At 68.8% G+C, this 20,542-nt stretch carries 20 protein-coding genes; 10 read left to right on the top strand and 10 right to left on the bottom strand.

Going from position 1 to position 20,542, the window contains the following annotated elements:
* Window positions 1–8 precede the first annotated feature (8 nt).
* Window positions 9–857 carry a hypothetical protein gene (locus STRNI_RS41740; RefSeq protein WP_381845096.1) on the bottom strand — a complete coding sequence of 283 codons (849 nt, stop codon included), beginning with the start codon at window positions 855–857 and terminating at the stop codon, window positions 9–11.
* 288 nt (window positions 858–1,145) lie between these two features.
* Between STRNI_RS41740 and STRNI_RS40120 the strand changes: the two genes are divergently transcribed.
* Window positions 1,146–1,655, top strand: coding sequence for a hypothetical protein (locus STRNI_RS40120; protein ID WP_274732773.1), 510 nt, complete (start codon window positions 1,146–1,148; stop codon window positions 1,653–1,655).
* Window positions 1,656–1,804: 149 nt separating this feature from the next.
* Here the strand turns inward: STRNI_RS40120 and STRNI_RS40115 are convergent, their stop codons facing one another.
* Window positions 1,805–3,148 (bottom strand): CitMHS family transporter, encoded by a 1,344-nt coding sequence (locus STRNI_RS40115; RefSeq protein ID WP_277413092.1) that lies wholly within the window; start codon window positions 3,146–3,148, stop codon window positions 1,805–1,807.
* 168 nt (window positions 3,149–3,316) lie between these two features.
* Here STRNI_RS40115 and STRNI_RS40110 point away from each other — a divergent pair, with 168 nt between their 5' ends.
* The 3 genes from STRNI_RS40110 (at window position 3,317) to STRNI_RS40100 (ending at window position 6,594) form a co-directional block, all read left to right on the top strand.
* Window positions 3,317–4,240 (top strand): LysR family transcriptional regulator, encoded by a 924-nt coding sequence (locus tag STRNI_RS40110; RefSeq protein WP_277413091.1) that lies wholly within the window; start codon window positions 3,317–3,319, stop codon window positions 4,238–4,240.
* Window positions 4,241–4,442: 202 nt separating this feature from the next.
* The gene (locus STRNI_RS40105) at window positions 4,443–5,660 is read left to right on the top strand and encodes a CaiB/BaiF CoA transferase family protein (protein WP_277413090.1); all 1,218 of its coding nucleotides are present in this window, start codon (window positions 4,443–4,445) and stop codon (window positions 5,658–5,660) included.
* The gene (locus STRNI_RS40100; RefSeq protein ID WP_277413089.1) at window positions 5,650–6,594 is read left to right on the top strand and encodes an HpcH/HpaI aldolase/citrate lyase family protein; all 945 of its coding nucleotides are present in this window, start codon (window positions 5,650–5,652) and stop codon (window positions 6,592–6,594) included. The genes STRNI_RS40105 and STRNI_RS40100 overlap by 11 nt, the downstream gene beginning before the upstream one ends.
* Before the next feature lie 51 nt (window positions 6,595–6,645).
* On the opposite strand, the gene STRNI_RS40095 is transcribed toward STRNI_RS40100, so the two are convergent.
* From STRNI_RS40095 to STRNI_RS40075, 5 genes are all read right to left on the bottom strand, one after another.
* A complete protein-coding gene (locus tag STRNI_RS40095) occupies window positions 6,646–7,077 on the bottom strand; it encodes a GNAT family N-acetyltransferase (protein ID WP_277413088.1) in 432 nt (143 codons plus the stop codon).
* Between the two features lie 153 nt (window positions 7,078–7,230).
* Window positions 7,231–7,968 (bottom strand): VOC family protein, encoded by a 738-nt coding sequence (locus tag STRNI_RS40090; RefSeq protein WP_274732783.1) that lies wholly within the window; start codon window positions 7,966–7,968, stop codon window positions 7,231–7,233.
* A 434-nt stretch (window positions 7,969–8,402) separates the two neighbouring features.
* A complete protein-coding gene (locus STRNI_RS40085; protein ID WP_277413087.1) occupies window positions 8,403–9,389 on the bottom strand; it encodes an MsnO8 family LLM class oxidoreductase in 987 nt (328 codons plus the stop codon).
* 446 nt (window positions 9,390–9,835) lie between these two features.
* On the bottom strand, window positions 9,836–10,849 hold the full coding sequence (locus STRNI_RS40080; protein WP_308433055.1) for a PP2C family protein-serine/threonine phosphatase: 1,014 nt from the start codon (window positions 10,847–10,849) through the stop codon (window positions 9,836–9,838).
* A gap of 587 nt (window positions 10,850–11,436) precedes the next feature.
* Window positions 11,437–12,111, bottom strand: a complete 675-nt coding sequence (locus tag STRNI_RS40075) for a TetR/AcrR family transcriptional regulator (RefSeq protein WP_277413086.1) — start codon at window positions 12,109–12,111, stop codon at window positions 11,437–11,439.
* 163 nt (window positions 12,112–12,274) lie between these two features.
* On the opposite strand from STRNI_RS40075, the gene STRNI_RS40070 reads away from it, so the two are divergent.
* The 4 genes from STRNI_RS40070 to STRNI_RS40055 all read left to right on the top strand — a co-directional run bounded on the left by STRNI_RS40070 (window position 12,275) and on the right by STRNI_RS40055 (window position 15,393).
* Window positions 12,275–13,210 carry an alpha/beta fold hydrolase gene (locus STRNI_RS40070; RefSeq protein WP_277413085.1) on the top strand — a complete coding sequence of 312 codons (936 nt, stop codon included), beginning with the start codon at window positions 12,275–12,277 and terminating at the stop codon, window positions 13,208–13,210.
* A gap of 360 nt (window positions 13,211–13,570) precedes the next feature.
* The gene (locus STRNI_RS40065; RefSeq protein ID WP_277413084.1) at window positions 13,571–14,167 is read left to right on the top strand and encodes a GNAT family N-acetyltransferase; all 597 of its coding nucleotides are present in this window, start codon (window positions 13,571–13,573) and stop codon (window positions 14,165–14,167) included.
* Window positions 14,168–14,278: 111 nt separating this feature from the next.
* On the top strand, window positions 14,279–14,554 hold the full coding sequence (locus STRNI_RS40060) for a GNAT family N-acetyltransferase (RefSeq protein WP_277413083.1): 276 nt from the start codon (window positions 14,279–14,281) through the stop codon (window positions 14,552–14,554).
* Between the two features lie 215 nt (window positions 14,555–14,769).
* Window positions 14,770–15,393 carry an SUKH-4 family immunity protein gene (locus tag STRNI_RS40055; protein WP_277413387.1) on the top strand — a complete coding sequence of 208 codons (624 nt, stop codon included), beginning with the start codon at window positions 14,770–14,772 and terminating at the stop codon, window positions 15,391–15,393.
* Between the two features lie 133 nt (window positions 15,394–15,526).
* On the opposite strand, the gene STRNI_RS40050 is transcribed toward STRNI_RS40055, so the two are convergent.
* Window positions 15,527–16,525 (bottom strand): DUF1259 domain-containing protein, encoded by a 999-nt coding sequence (locus STRNI_RS40050; RefSeq protein WP_093635939.1) that lies wholly within the window; start codon window positions 16,523–16,525, stop codon window positions 15,527–15,529.
* A gap of 627 nt (window positions 16,526–17,152) precedes the next feature.
* On the opposite strand from STRNI_RS40050, the gene STRNI_RS40045 reads away from it, so the two are divergent.
* Window positions 17,153–17,608: a GNAT family N-acetyltransferase gene (locus STRNI_RS40045; protein WP_277413082.1), complete on the top strand. Its 456-nt coding sequence runs from the start codon at window positions 17,153–17,155 to the stop codon at window positions 17,606–17,608.
* Between the two features lie 126 nt (window positions 17,609–17,734).
* Here the strand turns inward: STRNI_RS40045 and STRNI_RS40040 are convergent, their stop codons facing one another.
* Both STRNI_RS40040 and cynR read right to left on the bottom strand, forming a co-directional pair.
* Entirely contained in the window at window positions 17,735–18,418 is a 684-nt protein-coding gene (locus STRNI_RS40040) for a cysteine hydrolase family protein (protein ID WP_277413081.1), read from the bottom strand.
* 305 nt (window positions 18,419–18,723) lie between these two features.
* Complete coding sequence (cynR, locus tag STRNI_RS40035; RefSeq protein ID WP_159491928.1) at window positions 18,724–19,668, bottom strand: transcriptional regulator CynR; 945 nt, start codon at window positions 19,666–19,668, stop codon at window positions 18,724–18,726.
* A gap of 122 nt (window positions 19,669–19,790) precedes the next feature.
* Between cynR and STRNI_RS40030 the strand changes: the two genes are divergently transcribed.
* Window positions 19,791–20,390 (top strand): carbonic anhydrase, encoded by a 600-nt coding sequence (locus tag STRNI_RS40030; RefSeq protein ID WP_277413080.1) that lies wholly within the window; start codon window positions 19,791–19,793, stop codon window positions 20,388–20,390.
* The last annotated feature ends 152 nt before the right edge of the window (window positions 20,391–20,542 follow it).

The following is a 20,542-nucleotide window of genomic DNA, read 5'->3' as shown; positions in this document are numbered from 1 at the left end:
GTGCCCTTTCACGGCTGGATCTTCTTCGGGGCCGGGGCGTCGCCGGGAGGCACGCCCTTCACTGTCGCAGGGCCGCCAGGGCCCACCCCAGAATGCTTCTGCCGTTGGTTGCTGCCGGGAACGGAGCTCTGGCTGTTCGCGTCACTTCCTGCGTTGCGTCGCCGCTGGGCCACCCGGCGCAGATTGCTCAGCCTGCCCCTGACATCGTCGGGGGCTCGGGACACCTGTGGGCCACCCGACCAGGACTGTTCGGCGGGCCGCGGGGCCAGATTGCTTCTGGGCACCCGCCGTGGCAGGCCGGAGGCGGTCACCGCCGAGTACTCGTCCCTGTGAGAGCCAAGCAGTCGGCTGGCTGTGACAGCAGGATGGGCGACGAGCCTCGCAGCCCACTGCCGGGTGCCTCGGGCCTCTGTGCCGGACAGTTCGACGCGGATGGCCGGGGCCTGCGCGGTCTGCTCATCGAGGTGCGCCCGGACGGTGAACTTACTACCGGGCGCGGAGTACAGGGAGCCGTAGACGCTGTCGGCGGACTCATCGGGCACGATCTGCCGGCCGCCCGCAAACAGCTCCACCTTCACCTCATCAAGCGGCACGCCCGTGGTCTGGAGGACCTCCACCGTCAGGCGCCCTCCGCCCCCTGGGAGCAGCATGGCCGTGGTGTGGACGACTTCAAAACGGGGCCTGATGCTGTCGTCCCGCAGGGTGCGCTCCAGCGCGAGCTGGTCGCGCATCACATTGACCTGTTCTTCGGACGCCTTGACGGTGCGTCTTGCGCTGTGCGCCTGCCACCAGCCCACTACGGCCGCGGCGGCGGCAACGAGCGCGCTGACAGCGGAGATGGAGTCGCCGGCGTCCATCGTCACGCCCCTGTCTCTTGTTGTGTGCACCCTTGTTCTCCCTCACGGACGATGAGGGGTACCAGCCAGCTTCCCAGCTGAGACAGGCGTCCGGGGCCGTCTTGGGCCAGCCGGTCGACTTCATGGCGATGCTCCAGGAGAGCGTCCGGGGCCCTGCCGAAGGCCACGTCAATCGGACCACGATGCGCAGCCGCCAAATGTTCGGCCGAGCTTTCCTCCAACTCCTCCTGAAATAGGCCCTGTTGGCGTGACGGCCGGTCACATGACCGGCCCGATAGGGTCACAGATATGGACATCGACGAGACCGAGTACGAGGAACTGCGACAGCTCGACCAGCTCAGGTCCGACAACCGGGTCCTGAACGCCTGGCTGACCGTCCAGCACGCAGAGTTCCCCGGCTGGGCCGAACAGGCCCCGGGCACCTGGGACTTCAGCCTCGACTCGCTCGCCCGCCTCGAAGACCTGATCCGCGACCGCTACGCCACCACCGAGCACGCCTACCTGGAGGAAGGGGGCGACTTCCTCCAGACCGCCTCGTGGTACGTCGGGGAAGTCCACAACCGGCACTTCGGCACCGTGTGGCAGTTCCACCCCGATTCGGCGGAGACCTCCGGCGCATGGCCGTTCGTCACCGTGCCCTTCGACCGGCTCTTCGAGTTCCCCGACGAGGACGGCATCGAACCCGACAGCCGGCCCCTCTACACGCCCGTGAAAAGGCTGTGCGGCATCCTCACCCCCGACAATGGACACCTCTCCACCGACCCAGAGATCTATACCCCCACCGGCGCAGACACCTAGGCAGCTTCGTTTGGACCCCGACCACCCCGACGCCAAGGGCCTGCGGTCGGGTGGTGAAGGTGCAGGCGGCGGGCGGGCCCCGCAGGGACTTGCCGTGAGCGGGGTGTGCCCTTTCGCTGGGCGGGTGGAGGAGGTGAAGTGGGGCAGGGTCAGAGGGAGAAGGCGCCGGTGAGCAGCGCCGCGGCGGTCATCACAAGGGTGGTGGCGAAGGCCCAGCGGAAGATGAAGCGCTGGTGTTCGCCGAGCTGCACACCGCTCATACCGATCAGGATGAAGGTGGAGGCGGTGAGCGGGCTGAGGGGGAAGCCGGTGGTCATCTGGCCGAGGATGGCGGCCCTGGCGACTTCTGCCTGGTCGGTGCCGAAGCCGGCCGCGGTCTCGGAGAGCACGGGCAGCACGCCGAAGTAGTAGGCATCCGGGGTGAAGCCCAGGCTCAGCGGCATCCCGGTGACGGCCACCAGCACCGGCAGGTGGCCGCCGAGGGAGTCGGGGACGACGGATACGAACGCCTCGGCCATCTCGGTGATCATCTTGGTGCCGGTCAGAACGCCGGTGAAGACACCGGCCGCGAAGATCATCGTGGTGACGAGTACCACGCTCTTGGCGTGCTTCTCCAGCAGTGCCTGCTGGCCTTCCCAGGTAGGGCGGTTGACGAGCAGGGCGAGGGTGAAGGCAAGAGCGAACAGCACCGGCAGCGGCATCACCTCCAGGACCAGGCTGACCAACAGTGCAATGGTCAGTACCAGGTTGAAGATGCTCGGCCAGGTCCGAGGCCGCGCCGGCACCCAGGGGGTACCCGGACCGTCCCCGGCCATACGGGTGGGCTGCTCGCATCCGTCCCGCTCCGTACCGGCGTCCACCTCGCCCTGTGGCGTCAGCGCGCCGAGACGGCTCCGCTCCCGGCGGCCGATCAGATACGAGGCCAGCAGGACCCAGGCGAGGCCGCAGCCCATCGCGGGCAGGACCGGCGTGAAGACCTCGGAGCTGTCCAGCTTCAGCGCCGCCATGGCCCGCACCGTCGGGCCGCCCCAGGGGATCATGTTCATCACACCCGCGGCCAGGCAGACGACCCCGGACAGCACCAGCGGGCTCATCCCCAATCTCTTGTAGACGGGCAGCAGCGCGGAGACGGTGATGAGGAAGGTCGAGGCGCCGTCACCGTCCAGGGCCACGCACATCGTGAGGACGGCCGTGCCGACAGTGATCCGCGCCGGATCGTTCCGGGCGACGCGCAGGATCCCGCGTATCAGAGGATCGAAGAGGCCGGCGTCCACCATCAGGCTGAAGTACAGGACCGCGAAGGCGATCATGATGCCGGTAGGGGCCACCGTGGAGAGCCCGTCAAGGACCATCTCGCCCAGTTCGCCCGCGAAGCCGCCGGCGAGCGCGGCCAGCACCGGGAGCAGAACGAGGGCCACCAGGACCGATACGCGTTTGGTCATGGTGAGCAACAGAAAAATGCCGATTGTGGAAAAGCCCAGAGCTGCCAGCATGGGTGTCGCTCACTTTCTCGGATACGGCTCCCGGCGGCGGGGGAGCAGGGCGCCTTGAGGGCGCCGATGCGTTGCGGAAGAGTGTCCGAGCGGCGACAGATCGGTGTCCAGCATCGAACCGAGATCTATCCATGCGGTCTGTGCATCAATCGCATATGCTCCCTGGGCATGGAAGCCAGTTTGCGTCAGCTGGCGGCGTACGCGGCCGTCGCCCGGGCGGCGAGCTTCACCGCGGCCGCCGCGGAACTGCATGTCTCGCAGTCCTCTCTGAGCCGCGCGGTCGCGGATCTGGAGCGGCTACTGGGTGCGCAGCTGCTCGAACGCGACACCCGCAATGTGCAGCTGACCGCCGCCGGCGCCGAGGCCCTGCGGGTAGCCGACCAGATCGTCAACGCCCACCGAGCAGGCATGAAGGAGCTGGAGCGATTCCTGCTCGGTGAGTCGGGAACGGTCGCCGTGGCCACCCTCCCCTCGGTCGCCGCGGTGCTGCTGCCGCAAGTGATCTCCGCCTTCCGCAAGCAGCGGCCGCAGGTGACGGTGCGCATCATGGACGGTATGGAACGGTCGGTGCTGGGCCGGGTCCTGTCGGGAGACGCGGACTTCGCGATCACCACGGTCGGCGAGCCGTCGGATCAGCTGGAGCACCGTCCCCTGGTCCGGGACCGATTCGTCGCGGTGCTGCCCGAAGGCCATCCGCTCGCCGACCGCGAGGAAGTGCCCTGGGAGCACCTGGCTCGCCATCCGTTCCTCGCCGTCGGACGGGATTCGAGCGTGCGCCGGCTCACCGACGCGGCATTCGCTCAGGTCGATGCGCATGCGGCACCGGCGGCCGAGGCGGGAAGCGTGGCGACGGTGGGCGGACTCGTGGCGGCCGGCCTGGGGGTGTCCGCGATGCCTGCCCTGGTGCTGCCGCTCATGGGAACCGGGCCCGTCGTCTGCCGACCGCTGGTCGAGCCGGTGGTCGACCGGCGCCTGGACATCGCCCTGCGTGCGCGGCGGCCCCTCCCGCTCGCGGCGCGTCGGTTCCTGGAAACACTGGAGGAATCCCGGGAGCAGGGGCGCGACCTCCCGCCCGGGATCTCCTGGGCCTGAGCCGCATCCGGACCGCACGCCGACAGTCGGCCCCTCCCCCATCGATCTATGCGGAAGGCGCATGGATTCATGGTTTTCTTTTGCTGGACAGGTATTTGTTGCTTCGCCACGCTAGGAGCCCTCGGGAGCATGCGGGCCGGCCACAACGGCCGGTGCCGCGGCCCGAAGCGGGCAAGTACATCGATGGCGAGGGAGCACCGTGGTGTCGAATGAGCATCGGGATACCGGCGGACACGGGCAGTTGCACGGGCTGAAAGTGGTCGAGTTCGCCCATGTGGTGGCCGGCCCACTGGCGGGCTCGATGCTCGCCGACCAGGGAGCCGACGTGGTGCACGTCGAGCCCCCAGGCTCCGGGGACGCCGCCCGTGCGATGGGACCGAAGAAGGACGGCCACCCCCTGTGGTTCAAGGTCGCCGGGCGTAACAAGCGCTCCGTCACCCTGGATCTGCACCACGAGGACGGCCGGGCCCTCGCCCACCGGCTCCTCGCCTGGGCAGACGTCGTCATCGTCACCCTGCGTGCCGGGCGCCTGCGCAGCTGGGGGCTCGACTGGGAAGCGGTCCACCGGATCAACCCGAAGGCCGTACTGCTGCAGGTATCCGGCTTCGGCGCGACCTCCTCGCAGGCCGACGCACCCGGCTTCGGCAAGATGGGCGAGGCGCGCAGCGGAGCGGTGCATCTGACCGGATTCCCCGACGGTCCGCCGGTGCACACCGGCTTCTCCCACGGTGACGCGGTGACCGGGCTGATGGGTGCCTACGCCATCCTCGCCGCCCTCCACCGCCGTGATCACGACCCCGACTTCGACGGCGAATGGATCGACCTCGCCCTCTTCGAGCCCCTGTTCCGGCTCGTCGAGTGGCAGGTCATCGTCCACGATCAACTGGGGACGGTGCCTGAGCGCGCCGGCAACCAATTGGCGGTCGCCCCCGCCGCGGTGATCAACACCTATAGCTCCCGCGACGGCGAGTGGATCACGGTGACATCCGCGACGCTGCGCTCGGTATCCAACATCGCCCGTCTGCTCGGACTGCCCGAGGAGGAGTTCGCCACGGCGGAGCAGCAGCATGCCGGGCGCCGACGGCTCAACGAAGGCCTGCACGCCTGGGTGGCGGAGCGCACCACCGCCGAGTGCCTGGAAGAGTTCACCCGCAACGAGGTAGTGGCCTCAAGGGTGTTCAGCGCCGCAGACATCGCCGCCGACCCCATCTACGCCGAGCGCGAGGACATCGTCACCGTCGACGACGCGGACCTCGGCCCGGTGCGGATGCAGGCGGTGATCCCCCACTTCCGTCAGAGCCCCGGGCAGGTGTGGCGGACCGGACCCGCCCTGGGGCAGGACAACCACCTCGTCTACAGCGAATGGCTCGGGCTCGGCGAGCAGGAACTGGCAGATCTGGAGAAGAACGGTGTCGTGTGAGGCGGACGCGGCGGCGGTGGCCCGGCCCCCGCTGCGCTCCCTGCTCTTCGTGCCCGGAACCAGGACGGACTGGCTGCCCAAGGCGCAGGCGGCCGGCGCCGACGCGGTGATCCTCGACCTGGAGGACGCGGTGCCGGAACAGGACAGAGCGTCCGCCCGTGCACAGGTGGGCGAAGCCATCGCGCAGGCCGCCGCAGACTCGGCGGACCATCCGGCGCTCTTCGTCCGGATCAACCCGCTCGACGGCTGGGCGGAGGCGGAGGAGCTGCGCACGATCGTACGCCCCGGCCTCACCGGGATCGTGCTCCCCAAGGTGCGCCATGCCCAGGACGTACGCTTCGCCGACCGGCTGCTCGACTGGTGCGAACGCGAACAGGGCCTGCACCGGGGACAGATCGCCCTGGTGCCCTTGCTGGAGACGGCTCGCGGCCTGCGAGAGGCTTACGACTGCGCGGCAGCTGCCTCGCGCGTCGCGTACCTGGGCGCCCTCACCGGCGCCGGCGGCGATGTCGAGCGCGCCGTCGGCTACCGCTGGAGCCCAGAGGGAACGGAGACGCTGGCGCTGCGCTCCCGGGTCCTGCTGGACGTGAGGGCGGCGGGGTCGCTCCACCCGGTCGCCGGACTGTGGACCCGCATCGCCGATCTCGCAGGACTGCGCTCCTTCGCCGAACAGAACCGCTCTCTCGGCTACGAGGGCATGATGGCAATCCACCCCTCCCACATCTCCGTGATCAACGAAGTCTTCTCGCCCGGCCCCGACGAACTCGCCCGCTGTGCACGGCTGATCGCCGCCGTGGAGGAGGCACAGGCGAACGGGGCGGGTGCGGTGTCGTTCGAGGGAGAGATGGTCGACGAGGCCATGGCCGCGACAGCCCGGCTGATGCTGGAACGGCACACCCGGCACAGGGCTGTTCGAGGTTCGCAATCTTCCTGACCGGCCGGACGCAGAACCCGGGGGGGACTCTCACTGCTCAGATATGGACGCTCACTGCTCAGGCTTCATGATCATCAAGTGCTGAGGGTCGGGGAAGGGGACGAAGCCGACCTTGGCGTAGACCTCGTGGGCATCGAGGGTGGACAGAAGCGTCCGCTTGAGTTTGTAAGGGGCCAGGTGGTCGCGGACCGCAGCAGCGAGCCAGGTGCCGAGGCCCTTGCCGCGGTGTGTGGGGGCGACATAGACATCGCAGAGCCAGGCGAAGGTCGCCAAGTCCGTGACGACACGTGCGTAAGCGACCTGGGCGCCACTGTCGTCGTAGAGGCCGAAGTTGAGCGACCCGCGGATGGACTGCTCGACGGTTTCGCGGCTGCGGCCCAGAGCCCAGAACGCGTCGGTCGACAGCCAGTGGTACACCAGGTCGATGTCGAGGCGTTCCGGGTCGGTGGCGACCTCGTATCCGTCTTCCCTGCGAGTGATCATGATCAGGAATGGTAGAGCTGACAACTGCCGTGCAGCCAGCGGATTTGAGGCTCTCCTGCGGTATGCGTGGGTCAGGGAGTTGGCGGCCTGGGAGGGCGCGGCTCGGCGCCGCGCACTCCCGCACCGCCACGAGGGCACGGACGGAGTTCCGCGTCAGCCCCGGCCGAGGACGCAGAACTCGTTACCAGCCGGGTCGGCCAGGACGACCCAGGAGACGTCACCCTGACCCACATCGGCCCGTATCGCGCCGAGGCCTTCGAGCCGGGCGACCTCCTTCGCCTGATCCTCGACGGGGTCGGACATCACGTCGAGATGGATGCGGTTCCATACGACCTCGTCGTCGGGCGTGCGGCGGAACTCCAGGTACGGCCCGACGCCCTTGACGGAGCGCAGCAGGGCGCGGTCGTCGGTCAGCTCGTGGACGGTCCAGTCGATCGCCTCGCCCCAGAACCGGACCATGGCCCGTGGGTCGGCGCAGTCGACAACCACGGCGGCTATCGGCCCGGTGTCCCGGTAGAGCTCCCGGGGCTCCAGGACGCTGAACACGTTGCCTTCCGGGTCGGCCATCACCGTCCACGGCACGTCGCCCTGGCCCACATCGGCGGGCGTCGCCCCGAGCTCCTTCAGACGTGCGACCAACTCCGCCTGATGGGCGTCGGAGGTGGTGGCGAGCTCGATGTGCACACGGCACTTCACCGTCTCCGGGTCCGGGACGCGGACGAGATCGATGCAGACGGCGGCCGGGTCCGGCCAGTCGAAGCCCGCGGGTTCCAGGTTGGTGACGCCGGGCCCTTCGCTGGAAACACCCCAGCCGAGCGCCTCCGCCCAGAACCGGCCGAGCGCCGAGTCGTCCCGGGCCTTGAAGTTCACCTGAACAAGTTGCAGCGTCATGCCGCAAACCTTAGGCGATCCCTCATCGGGCAGGCGTGCGAATTCAGGCTCTCCTGCTGCATGTATGGCTCAGGCCGGCGGTACGCGTTGCGGGCGTGCCGGCCGCTTCCTTGGCAGCTCCGCGAACTCCCGGTCGTCCGGGTGCGCTCAGAGCCATGTCCAGGTTGGCCCCGCCCCAGGATGCGGATGCGAGCAGACCACGCCCTGACCAACCGCCCCACAATCTCAGTGCGTCCCTCTGCACACTGCCGGCCAGGACCGGCCGCACCAGCGGCCTACTCAGCGTCCCTTGAGCTTAATTACGCATTTCGAAACCAGACGGCCCTATGAGCCAAGCTCTGACTCCCGGCGTGCCCTCCCGCCGGGAGATGTAGCCAATGGTGGCTGCGGATCACCCGGCGGGAGAGGGCACCGACACCGTCCCAACGTGGTTCCTACGGTGCTGCCGTGGCCTCGGCGTACTTCTTGATGAGTTCGTAGGAGCGAATGCGGTCGCCGAGGTCGTAGACGGGCGTGGTCAGCATCAGTTCGTCCGCTCCGGTCTCACCGGCCAGTTGTGTGAGCCGATGCATGACGGTCTCGGGTGTCCCGACGGCTTGCTGTGCACGGAAGCCGGCCAGCGCCTGTCGCTCCTGCTCCGTGAAGGAGTGGGCGGCCGCGTCCGCGGGTGTGGGGAAGGGGATCTCGCTGAGGCCCTTGAGGAGCCCGGCTTTGATGACGTCCATCGGTCCGATGCGCCACGCGGCTTCTTCGTCCGTCTCGGCACATACCGTCTCCACGCACACCAGCACCCGGGGCCGCTCGCACCAACGCGATGGGGTGAACGCCGCCCGGTAACGCTCCAGCACGGCTTGGGTGTTGTCCGGCCGGATGTGGTGTGCGACGGCGATCGGCAGGCCCAGTCGCGCGGCGAGAGCGGCACCTGCGGTGCTGGAGGCCAGCAGCCACGGCTCCGGCAGCGGACCGAGTGCGACTTCGTCGACCAGAAAAGACAGGATCGCGGCCACGTCGCCCTCGTACTCCGCATCCGTCGTCGGTCCGGCACCGCGGCGCAGTGCCCGTGCGATGGCCTCGTCGAAGGTGCCCGGGCCGCGGCCGATGCCCAAATCGATGCGTTCCGGGTGCAAGGCAGCCAGCGTTCCGAACTGCTCCGCCAGCGTGATCGGTGCGTGGTTGGGCGCCAGCACTCCGCCCGAACCAAGACGGATGGCCGACGTCGAAGCGGCAGCGTGCGCGGTCAACACCACTGGTGGGAACGCGCCGATGGCGGGCGAATGGTGATGCTCGGCGTACCAGATCCGTTGGTAGCCCAGCCGTTCCACTCCCTGGGCGAAGGCCGCGGTGTCGCGCAGCGTATCCACGGCTCGGGCGCCCGTCTGGACCATTGCGACTTCGAGCGCTGAAAGAGGTATATCCAACATGTCGTCAGCATAGAGATCTTGCGTGCGGCGAGGGGGCCTTGATCTTGCTTGTGACTCCCTCACCAATCAGGGCGGCCGGTCGGAAAACCCGGGCCGGGAAAGCCGTGATGGCCTGACCCACCCGATGCGGCGCTGCGGTCCCCCAAACCCTGTATGATCATGATGCAACTCCGGCGCAGCGCACGGAGTCGCGCGTCTGTGGTCCAAGGAAAGACGCCCGCCAGCCGGCGGGAAATGCAGGTGCAAGGCCTGCCGGGCGCTCCACACGCAAGGGCCCCTGTCTCGTATGAGGCAGGGGCCCTTGCGTCATTTGCCCGTAGCTCCATTCCGACGCACTGCCGCCGCCTGATCTCTGAGCCTCTTCGCTCGGCGGCGGGCCCAGGAGGCAGTGGTCGGAGGTCTGCACAGCCGAGCGGGCGGTGCGCCCGGCCGCCGGTGGCCGGCCGTTAACCAGGCCGGGCGAGGAGGTCCTGTTGTGGCAGCGGCCGGTGCAGCGCGAGGAGGGCCTGATCGTCCTGGGGCGCACCGCCGCTGTGGCGGCTGACGTCGCGGGCCAGGAGGTCGAGGACCGTCGAAGGATCCGGGAAATGGCTGGTCTGGCGGAGGTAGGACTGCACCATGTGCGGAACCCGGTCCGCGGGGTCATAGAAGACGCCGGCAGGATCGCGCGCCTCGGTGACACCGTCGGTGAAGCAGAGCAGCATCGCCCCGGGCGGGAACGGGTACGTCTCCACCGGTGATGACCAGTCCCCCAGGCCGGTGATGCCCAAGGGCGGCGCCGCCTCCTCCGGCTCCAGCACGCGCGCCCGGCCGTCCGCATGCAGCAGCACAGGGGCGGGATGGCCGCGGTTGACGATATGGACCTGGCTCAGATCGTCGGCGAACTGAACGATCAGGGCAGTGGTGAACCCCTCCGTCGCGTCCAGGCCCTCCCGGCGCTGGCTTTCGCGCCACAGGGCCTCTTCCATGCACCCCACCAGGGCAGGCAGGTCAGGTTCGTGGTCGGCGGCGTAGCGGAAGACCCCGATGTCGACGCTGACCGCCGTAACGGCGGAGAGTCCCTTGCCCCGCACGTCGCCGACCATGGCGCGCACCCCGAACGGAGTCTCCTGCATCACGTAGAGATCACCGCCGATCAGCGCCATGTCTTCGGCCGGCACATAGCGGGCGGCGATCCGCAGGTCCCCCAGCCGGCTCGGGGGGCTGGGCAGCACGGCCCGCTGGGCCACCTCCGCGGCGTAGCGTGCCCGGCTCGCGCTCGCATGCTGCATGCGCAGGGACCGGTTCAATCCGACCGCCAGCGCGGTGACGGACGCCAGCGTGATCTGAACCGCCGCGTCGCCCTGCCAGTCGTACGATCCGGCGACGAACGCCAGACCCGCCTGCACCGCCATGGCCGTAAGGCCGACACCGACGATCCCCACCGGGCCGAACAGCGAAACCGCCGTCACGGGCGCCACGGCCAAGAGAGGAGCTGATGACACCGAGGTAGGCGTCAGCAGATCCACCAACGCCGCAAGAGCGATCACCACGGCCGGAACCCAACGGCGTACCCGTGACCACACCGGCAACACCCTCATCAGACCATGATGCCTCCCTGCACGCCCGCGACGACGGAACTGTCCGCGTCGACACCTCCGCCGCAGCCAAACAGCCGACATCGCGATTGGTCATCCGGGGCAGAGCAGCTTCAGGAAGGGCTGTAGCACCGACCTGCTCGCCTGTGCTCGGTCTCTTCCGCGGCAGCGGCATCGGCATCCTCCGGAGCCCGCTGCTGCCGCTCGTGCCTCTCAGCCCGGGTGCGCGCGTCGCATTCCTCGCCCGGGCGACCGTCCCAGGCCCGGTGCCTTGTGGCTCCGCAGCACAGGTCCGGCACGGCTGCGTGTGACACTCAGTGCCTGCGAGGGCGGGACCGGGAGCGCAGGGGCCGGGACCGCAGGGTGCCCGGCGTCCTGGCGCATGCGGGGCTGAGCGGCCGGCCCCTTCGGCCGAGACCAACCACCATCGCCACGTAGCGGCGGCGGCCGCCAAGCCTCACCCCTCCAGCCTACGGTTCGGTCTCCTCGTCGGCCTCGGCCGCAGGGATGTCGACGAGCACGAGCCCGGTGAGCACCCGGTGCATGGTCCGCTCGAACAGCGGCTGGGGATCTTCTGCCGGGTCCGCTCCCGTGTGATCGGCCATGGCGGCCGCGACATGTGGATGATCTCCGTGGGAGGCCGTCTGGGTCAGGTAGGCGGCCTGCGCCGCCTGGCGGTCGGTGGTTGCGCGGCCGACCTGGGTTTCTGCCCGGGCGAACTGCGCGACCAGGGCGCTCATCAGGGCGACGATTTCCATCTTGGTCCGTCCGGGCAGCCGGACGGGCGCCATCGCCCGCAGCGCGTATTCCAGGAAATCCATGCCCCGCGGCCCCAGCCGCAGAGGTTCCGGCGGGACGTCGGACAGCCAGGGGTGCCGCAGATGGACGGCCTTGGCCCGGGCCGCCAGGGCGACCAAGTCCTCCACGGGATCGCCGTGGAGCGGGACGTCGAGGTCGATCTCCCCCGTCACCGCGTCCGTCATGAGGTCGAGCAGGTCGTCACGGCCGGAGACGTAGCGGTAAAGGGATGCCTGGCCGGTTCCCAGCTCCTTGGCCACCTGGCGCATGGACACCGCCGACAGTCCGCCCTGGTCCGCGAGCTCGACGGCGACAGCGGTCAGCTCTGCGTGGCTGTGGACAGCCACGGGACCGCGAGCACCGCGTCCGGCCCGCGCCCAGACCGTCACAGGTTCCTGTGCCACTCGTCCACCCGCCTCCTCCGTCCTCTGACGTTCCACTACTCTAAACTGCGAACAGCGGTCGCAGTTACCGGTCACAGTTTATTGGTCACAGTTATGGGAGGTTCACGTGTCCCCAACCCGGAAACACCTGTGGGGCCCGGTCCGCTGGGCTGAAAACGGCGCGGTGCGGCTGGCCTTCGACGCGCTGACCGAAGGGGCCGACGGTGAGCCGCTTCTGCTGGCCACGGGGCTGGGCGCCAACCGGCTGTGGTTTCCGGACGGGCTGTGCCGGATTCTGGCCGCGCAGGGCTTCGCCGTGGCCCGGTACGACCAGCGCGACGGCGGCGAGTCGACCCACCTGCCGGCCACCCCCACCCGCAACCCCATCTCCGCACTCTTCGCCAAGCGTGAAGAGGCATACACGGCGGAGGACATGGCAGATGATGCCGTCGCCGTCATGGACGCGCTGGGGTGGCGGTCGGCACACCTGCTGGGCGTCTCCCTCGGTGGAGCCGTCGCACAACGCGTGGCGCTGCGGCACCCGGGCCGCGTCCGAAGCCTCACCTCCATGGCCGCCGTTCCCGGTGACACCTCGGGGCTGCGGGCCATGCGGTACATACGGATGAGGACCCTGGCGAAGTTCGCCCGCCTGAGGTTCCCCGACACCCGCGAGGGGGCCGTCGCGGCCGGCATTGCCGTCTCCCGCCTCCTCGCCTCACCCCGCCGCCCCTTCGACGAGCCGGCCGCCCGGGAAGCGGCCGAGCGCAACGCCGACCGCGGCATCCACGACCAGCAGGCACAGAGCCGCCAGATCGGTGCCCAATGGCACGGCCCACCGATCAGCGCCGTCACCCGGCCCACGCTCGTCCTCCACGGGGAGGACGACCCGCTCATCAAGCCCAGCGCAGGCAAGGCAATCGCCTCCCGGATCCACAACTCGCGCCTGGTCCTCCTGCCGCAAGTCGGCCACGAAATCCCGGAATGCGCGTGGGGCACCGTCGCCACCGAAATCCGCACACTGGCCACCAACTCCCGCCAACCGCCCCCAGCACCGGGCAACTGAAGGCACGCGGATCCGCCCTGCGAGGCCTCCGAACTGGACACTCCGGAGCGACGTGGGGCGGATCCGCGGCCGGTCGCTGCGCGGCACGGGCGAGGGCTTCAGCCACTCGTACCGCCGAGGGTCCGGCTACGCCATCGGGTCCAGCTACCCATCGGGTTTCGCGCCGGCCACTGCAGCACGTCGAATGCAACGAATGGGGAGCGGGCTTCGCGGATTTCACGAGGCGAATCGGGCGATCGAGGTGGCCGGGTGCCGTTGCGCCGACGCTCCAGCCGGTCGCAGCCGCCACCTGAGCAGGTGCGGATCTGCGGTCCGGAATTGGATGGCATGGATGGTGTGATGCCCTCTACTCTCGCGGCCGTGACCACAGATGACACCGCAGCAGTTCCACGTAGCGCGGAAGCGTTGATCCGGCGGGAGCACCGTGACGACCATCCGGTGGTACGCGCGCTGCACCTGGCCGCGTTCGAGGGCGATGAGCATGTGCCGGCTCTCGCGGACGCCCTTCGCCGCGCGGAAGCGCCCCTGGCGCCGATGTCGTTCGTCGCCACGGTCGAGGGACAGGTGGCGGGACACGTCCTGCTGAGCGCCGGCCGGCTCGACGCCTCGCGCCGGATCGTGGACGTCCTGGTCCTGTCGCCGCTGGGAGTGCTCCCGCAATTCCAGAACCAGGGCATCGGCACCCGACTCATCGAGCACGCCCTCGCAGCGGCCGATGCCAAGAACGCACCACTGGTCTTCCTCGAAGGCTCCCCGCGCTACTACGCAAAGCGCGGCTTCGAACGCGCCGACATGATCGGCTTCCGCTCACCGTCGCTGCGCATCCCGCCTCCGGCATTCCAAGTTGCCCGGCTCGCTGCACACGAACCCTGGATGACGGGCACCCTCGTCTACTCCGACACCTTCTGGGCGCTGGACTGCGTAGGTCTGCGCGACGCGGAAGCGTCCACCGGCTGAGTCACGCGCTCTGATTCAGCCGTCCGGCGCCAGTGGTTGCCACGAGACATGCTGACGGCAGCGTCGCTGGCCACGCAAGACGGAGGTAGCGAGGTAGCGGGGGCTGGCTCTTTGACCACCGGCAATTGCCTTGCACACTGGAAATTCCATTGTCGATCTGATGTGGCTTCGTCTGCCGCCCTGGTGGAAACGGGCCGCCGGATGCCGGGCATCGACCGCATCGAGATCCATCACGACGAGGCCAACCCCGCCAGCGGAGCCGTCGCCCGGCGCTTGGGTTTCACCGAGATGGAGCGCGTGCAGGTGCCGGAAGGGCCTGTGGCCCCGAGTGAGACGGGCATTGACGTGATCTGGCGCCTGCAGACCCGCCCCTCGCCCAGCGCCTGACGCCGCTGAATCGACAGCTGGTCACCGCGCTGCGGCCCGAGGGAGCGGCGCCGGTCCGTATGGGCTGACCGCCTTAATCCGTCCGGTAGTCACGTCACCCGAGACGTTGCGCATGGCAGACGGTGAGGAGGGGCCCGTCAGGCCCGGCTGTCAGTGCCCTGAGGTTCACTGTGGGTGTCACACATCAGCAGAACGGTCAGGGAGACCACGTGAGCATGGATGAGTTGATGGGGGCAGCCCAGAACCCCACGGCGGAGTGGCTGGAGTCCTGTTTCGGAGTGGGGTCGCTGTGGCGTCCTGCAGAGGCGGATCTGCCCGAACGGCTGGAGCACGAGGGGACACGGAAGTTCCTCACCACGGTCGGCTTCCCCTCGGTACGGATCGACGGGTTTCTCGAATTCGTCGACTTCGACTCGAGCAGACTGAAGACCGAGGGCCCGTGGGCGGAAGATCCGGACGAGCTGTTCGGCGAGCGGACCCCGGACGACGACTCACCGCCCACGAAGTACGCGTTCGAGTTCGGCCAGTGCCAGGAGTTCTCCCTGATGGTGGACGGCGAAGTGGGATGCGTCGATCTCTACGACCCCAACGGCTGGGACCACGCGGCGGGTTATGCGGGCGAGGCACACTCCTCCCTCCAGACGCTGGCGGGCGCCCTGGGACTGGCCGCGCAGTTCGCTCAGCGCTTCGAGGGGCCGGAGCCGCTGAGCGCGCTGGCGGAGTTCCGCACGGCGATCGGGAAGCTGGACCCGCTCGTGGAGTCCACCTTGTGGGAGAAGGTCACCGAAGCGCTGGAAGAAGAGTACGAACTGGCCGAGGAGATGGCGCCAGACTCTTGAGGCAAAGCGCGGCATCGGGCATCGGCAGGCCCTCTGGGAAGGGGGCGGGCGCTGAGGGTGGACCTGTCGGTGAGGCGTGCCGAGGGGGAGCACTGAGATGGTCCACGGGGGCGGCCCCGCTGCCCGCGCGGGGTCAGCCGACCGGTACGACGTTGGTGGCGTCCACCGCGGGGCGCAGGGCTCGGGCGAGTCTGACGCCGTCACCCACGGCCCAGAAGTGGACGAAAAACAGGCGAGGTTCGTCCGTCAAGCCGTGGTTGTGCAGTTCGACGAGCTCGGCCCCGGCACACCGCAGCGCCACCAGGACGTCTTGCACCTCGCTGGCGATCATGGCGCAGTCGCCGCTGATCGCGGCCCGGCCGTCGCCCAACGGCTGGAAGTTGAACGCGCTGGTCGATCCCAGGCCCGCAGGCAGTACCAGGTGCCCGTCGGTGATGGTCTCACGGCGGACGAAGATGGACTTGTAGATGCCGTCGTCGACGGATCCTTTGACGCCCAGTGCGGCATCGATGCCGGCGGTGTCCAGGTCGACGGACTTCCGCCGGGACGGCGGCCGCGGGGGCGGGGTGCCGGTGCGGTCGAACGCCGCGCGCAGGCCGCGCGCCAGGGCCACCGGGTGATGACCGTGTGCATGGACGTGGATCCACCAGATGTCGGGAGTCTGGGAGAGCAGATGCTTGTGGATCGCGGTCTGCCCGATCTTGTGCTTGTGCAGGACGTCGATGAACGGCTGCATTTCCTGCTCGGTGACCACCACGTCACCCATCAACAGCGTGCTCTTGTCGGTGTACCGGACGAAGGAGAAATGCGAGCCGAGAGCGAGTGCCGGTTTGACGCCGATGCGGTGGGAGCGCACCCGCAGGTCATGGCGCGGAAGCGCAGTGTGATACATCAAGTTGCGCTTCATATCGCCTTTTCGCCCGAGCGCGTTGGCCACCTCCTCCCAGTCCGACAAGGCAGTGCGGACCGGCTCGACCAGCCTGCGGCTCTTCGCCTCGTCCGCCCTGGTGGACAGGGCACGAGCGGGGGCTGCGGCACCGGCCAGCATCGGAGTCAGGGCAGCCGCGGCCAGTACACGCCGCCGCGGCGCACCCGTATGCGGATAGCTGTCTTGCTGTGAGTCTGCTGCCATCACGTGAGCACCTCCATGACGAGATGGAAGCACGTCAGAGCGCAGTCGCTGCCCGCCCCGCCACCCCATGAGGCCAGGTGGGCTAAGCAATCAGCCCTCGGCCCTGCCTATGACGCCGACGCAGTCCTTGAGCCAAGGCTGGCAAGGCGGCACGCCGTACAACACTCCTTTGAACTCGCCCTCCATCACCCCGGAAACTCAGGAAGCCGCTGAACAGGTGCTGGTTTTGATCTCTGACCGTGCGCCAGTCCGGCTGGACGATTCCAACTCGACCCCGGCATCGGCCACGGGCCGGCGCCGGCACCAGCCGGCACCGGCCCGTAGCCAGCCGTTGCCCAGCGCGTGGTGGTGATGGGCCAGTGCCCCTGCACCGGACCTCAGGACCGTCGTTCGGCGGCCGTCCGGAACGCGACGGTAAGCCTGGCGGCATCGTCAAGGCCAACGCCAGTGCTCCCACCGCGACGAGCCAAAAGCTCTTGGTTTGGCCGTCAAGATCAACATAGTGTCGTTGCGCAGCACGTCAGCACGTCAGCCCATCAGCACGCACATCCGACAGCCGCGATCCGAGATCCGACAGCCGACTGACCGGCACCCCGCAAGAACGGGAGTCGAAGAAAGGTGAGCACGTTGAAGATCGTGGTGGACGACCTCTCCGGTCCGGAGATCGCCAGGTTTCTCGACGAACACGTCCAGCAAATGCGGTCCCTCACGCCGTTGGAGAGCAAGCACGCCTTGGACCTCGACAGCCTTCGGAAGCCCGACATAACGTTCTGGTCGGCCTCGGACGATGGCGCTCTGGTGGGCTGCGGCGCGATCAAGAGACTGGACGCGGGTCACGCGGAGCTGAAGTCGATGCGTACCAGGCCGACACGGCAGAGGAGTGGAATCGCCTCACAGCTGCTGGAGCACATCATCGCCGAGGCTCAACGTATGGGGTTCGCACAGCTGAGCCTGGAGACCGGCGCCGCTGAATTCTTCCTGCCCGCTCGACGGCTGTACGAGAAGTTCGGGTTCCATTACTGCGACCCCTTCGCCGACTATCGGCCCGACCCGAACAGTACGTTCATGACAAGGGCGCTCTGAGCAGCATCGACCCGGGCGGACGCGTACATCATCGAGGTTCCGCCGTCGGCCACAGCCACGAGCTGTGCGCCGATCAGAGAAGTACCAGAGAAGTACCAGAGAAGTTAGGGCTGCGTCGCAGGTGCCTCACGCTGGTCTCTGGTCCTCAATCATGGCCAGTACGTCCGCTGTGGGCCGTACGTCGCCGAAGGACCGGTAGACGGTGCGCAGGGTGGCGTTGTGGTCGCAGTCGCGGCCGGTGGCGTTGGCGTCCGCGATCATGACGACCCGGTAGCCGAGCGTGCAGGCGTCGCGGGCTGAGGACTCGCAGCACACATTGGTGACCGTGCCGGTGATCAGGACGGTGTCGATCCCGCGCTCCTGCAGGTGTTCAGGGAGCGGACAGCGGCCCGGGAAGAAGGCGCTGGGCGCGGACTTCTCGACGAGCATGTCGTCGGCGCCGAGGGTGAAGCCGTGCCACAGCCGGCCGGGGAGCGGGCCGGTGCCGCCGGAGTTGCGGAACATCTCGGCCGCTTCGGGGCCGTGGAACTCGTCGCCGACCGGGGTGCGTTCGGTGCGGGCCGGCAGGATCCAGGCAACGGTTCCGCCGGCGGTGCGAAGGCGGTCGGCGAGGTGCTGGATGTTCGGGACGATGCCGCGGGCGTAGGGGTTGGCGTCGACGAAGAACGGCACCATGTCGACCACGACCAGCGCGGTGCGGGTGGGATCGAAGCTCGTGTAGGCGAAGCGGCGGCCGCGGCGCTCCTCATGGCGCCGGTATTCCCGGTCGCCGAGCTGCCAGGCATGGAGGAGTGGCTGGGGGTTCCGCACGGCGGTGCTCCTGTCAGTCGTGGTCCGGGTGGAGCTTGCGGTGGGTGCCGAGGGATCCCTGCGCTTCGCGTCGCCTGACGCGTACCAGGCCCGTGACGACGAACGTGGCAACCGCCACTGCTCACGCCACCAGCAGCACCTTCCCCCTCCCCGCCTTCCAGCCCCTCCCCTGGTCCAGCTGTGTCCTGGTCCAGCTGTGTGCCGCCTTTTAGCTCCCCACTCGGAAGCAGGTCTATCCGGTGAGGTGGGGAGCGATTCCGCGGGGCGGCCCTTACGCAAGCGGCGGTTCCTCAGACGGCGATTCCTCAGGCGGGGGTATAGCCGCGAGTGCGGACGAGTTGCTGGGTGAGGATCGTGAAGGCGCGGCTGGCGGCGCTTTGGTAGGCGTTTTCCCTGCGTAGCAGAGTGACGGTGCGGGGCGGCAGGGCCGGCTCCAGGGGGACCGTTTCGAGGTGGGGGTGGTCGTCGGCGATGGCGTCCGGCAAGACGGTGGCCAGCCCGGTGCGCTGGACGAATTCGGTCAGCGCCTGGAGGGAGTTGGCCTCCACTGCGATGCGCGGCTGCACCTGGTGGGCCGCGAAATAGGCGTCGATATGGCTGCGCGTGGCGAAGTCACCGCTGAGGAGGGCAAGTTGGTGGCCCGTCAGGTCGCGTACGGACAGTGGTTTCGTACGGCCGTCCGTCTGGCGCTCGACGGGCAGCGGTTCCTCGCGGCTGTCGGGCCGGTGGGCTCCGGTGACGAGGCTGAGGGTTTCGGTGAAGAGGGCGGTCGCGGTGATGCCGGGCAGGTGGGGGCCGTGGAAGGCGATGCCCAGGTCGATTTCGTCGGCCAGCAGACCGGATTCGATGTGATCCTGCGGCATCTCCCGGACGTTCAGGGTGATGTGGGGATGGCGGGAGTGGAGTTCCGCCACCAGGGGCCCGATGAGGTAGGCGGTGAAGGTGGGGGTGAGGGCCAGGCGCAGGTGGCCGCGGGAGAGGTCGGCCACGTCCAGGACGGCACGCTCGGCCGCCGCCAGCTCCCGCAGGGCGCGGCGGGCGTGGTGCACATACGTCTCCCCCGCGTCGGTGAGTCGCACGGTACGTCCGGTGCGGTCCAGGAGCTGGGCGCCCACGGTGCGCTCCAGCTGCTTGATCTGCTGGGAAAGGGTGGGCTGGGAGATGTGCAGGGCCTCGGCGGCACGGGTGAAGTTGCCGTGGTCGGCGACGGCGAGCAGATAGCGCAGATGGCGCAGCTCCAGGGACGACATGGGACAACTATAGATGTCAGCAATAGGAATCATCGGTAGCAAGTCTTGGACTCTATAGATGCAGCCCATGCAGGGTGGATCTCGTCAGCCACACCGGGCCGACGCACCGAAGGGAGTGACCCATGCACGATCTCGCAGCGGGCGTGAAGCGTTTCCAGCAGCACGTCTTCCCGGCCAAAGCGGAGCTCTTCGCCGGCCTGGCCGCCAGTCACCGGCCGGACACGCTGTTCATCAGCTGCTCCGACGCCCGCGTGGTGCCGGAACTGATCACCGGCAGCGAGCCGGGTGAGCTGTTCGTCATCCGCACCGCCGGCAACCTGGTTCCGCCCTACGCCCCCGGCCCGGACGGAGTGGCGGCCGGCATCGAGTACGCCGTCGCCGTGCTGGGCGTGTCCGACATCGTCGTGTGCGGGCACTCCGCCTGCGGCGCCATGACCGCCCTCGCCGAGAGCCATGACCTCACGTCCACGCCGGCGATCGCCGACTGGCTCCGCCACGCGGATGCCTCCCGGGCACGTGCCGCCGCAGGTGCCGGCAGCGCACCGACCGTGAGCGCCCTGGTGCGCCACAACGTGCTCGCCCAGCTGGCGAACCTCGCCACCCACCCCTCGGTGGCCCGCGCCGCGAACCGGCTCACGCTGCACGGCTGGGTCTACGACATCCCCACCGGCGCCGTCGAAGAACTCGCCCCCGTCGGCCACCCGGCCGCCCCCGCGGCCTGAGCACGCCCCACCGCCTCGTCCCCGGGCCACCGTTCGACACCCGGGACCCGAGTTCCGGAACCACCGCCCCGGCTCCACCGTCCGGGGCCACCACCCCAGATCCCGGCGAACGGCACACACCGCACACCGCACACCGCACACCGCACACCGAA

This window comes from Streptomyces nigrescens, assembly GCF_027626975.1.
In the GTDB taxonomy this organism is placed as follows: Bacteria; Actinomycetota; Actinomycetes; order Streptomycetales; family Streptomycetaceae; genus Streptomyces; species Streptomyces nigrescens.
Note: the sequence above shows the minus strand (reverse complement) of the source record. Positions and strands in the feature narration are given on the sequence as shown.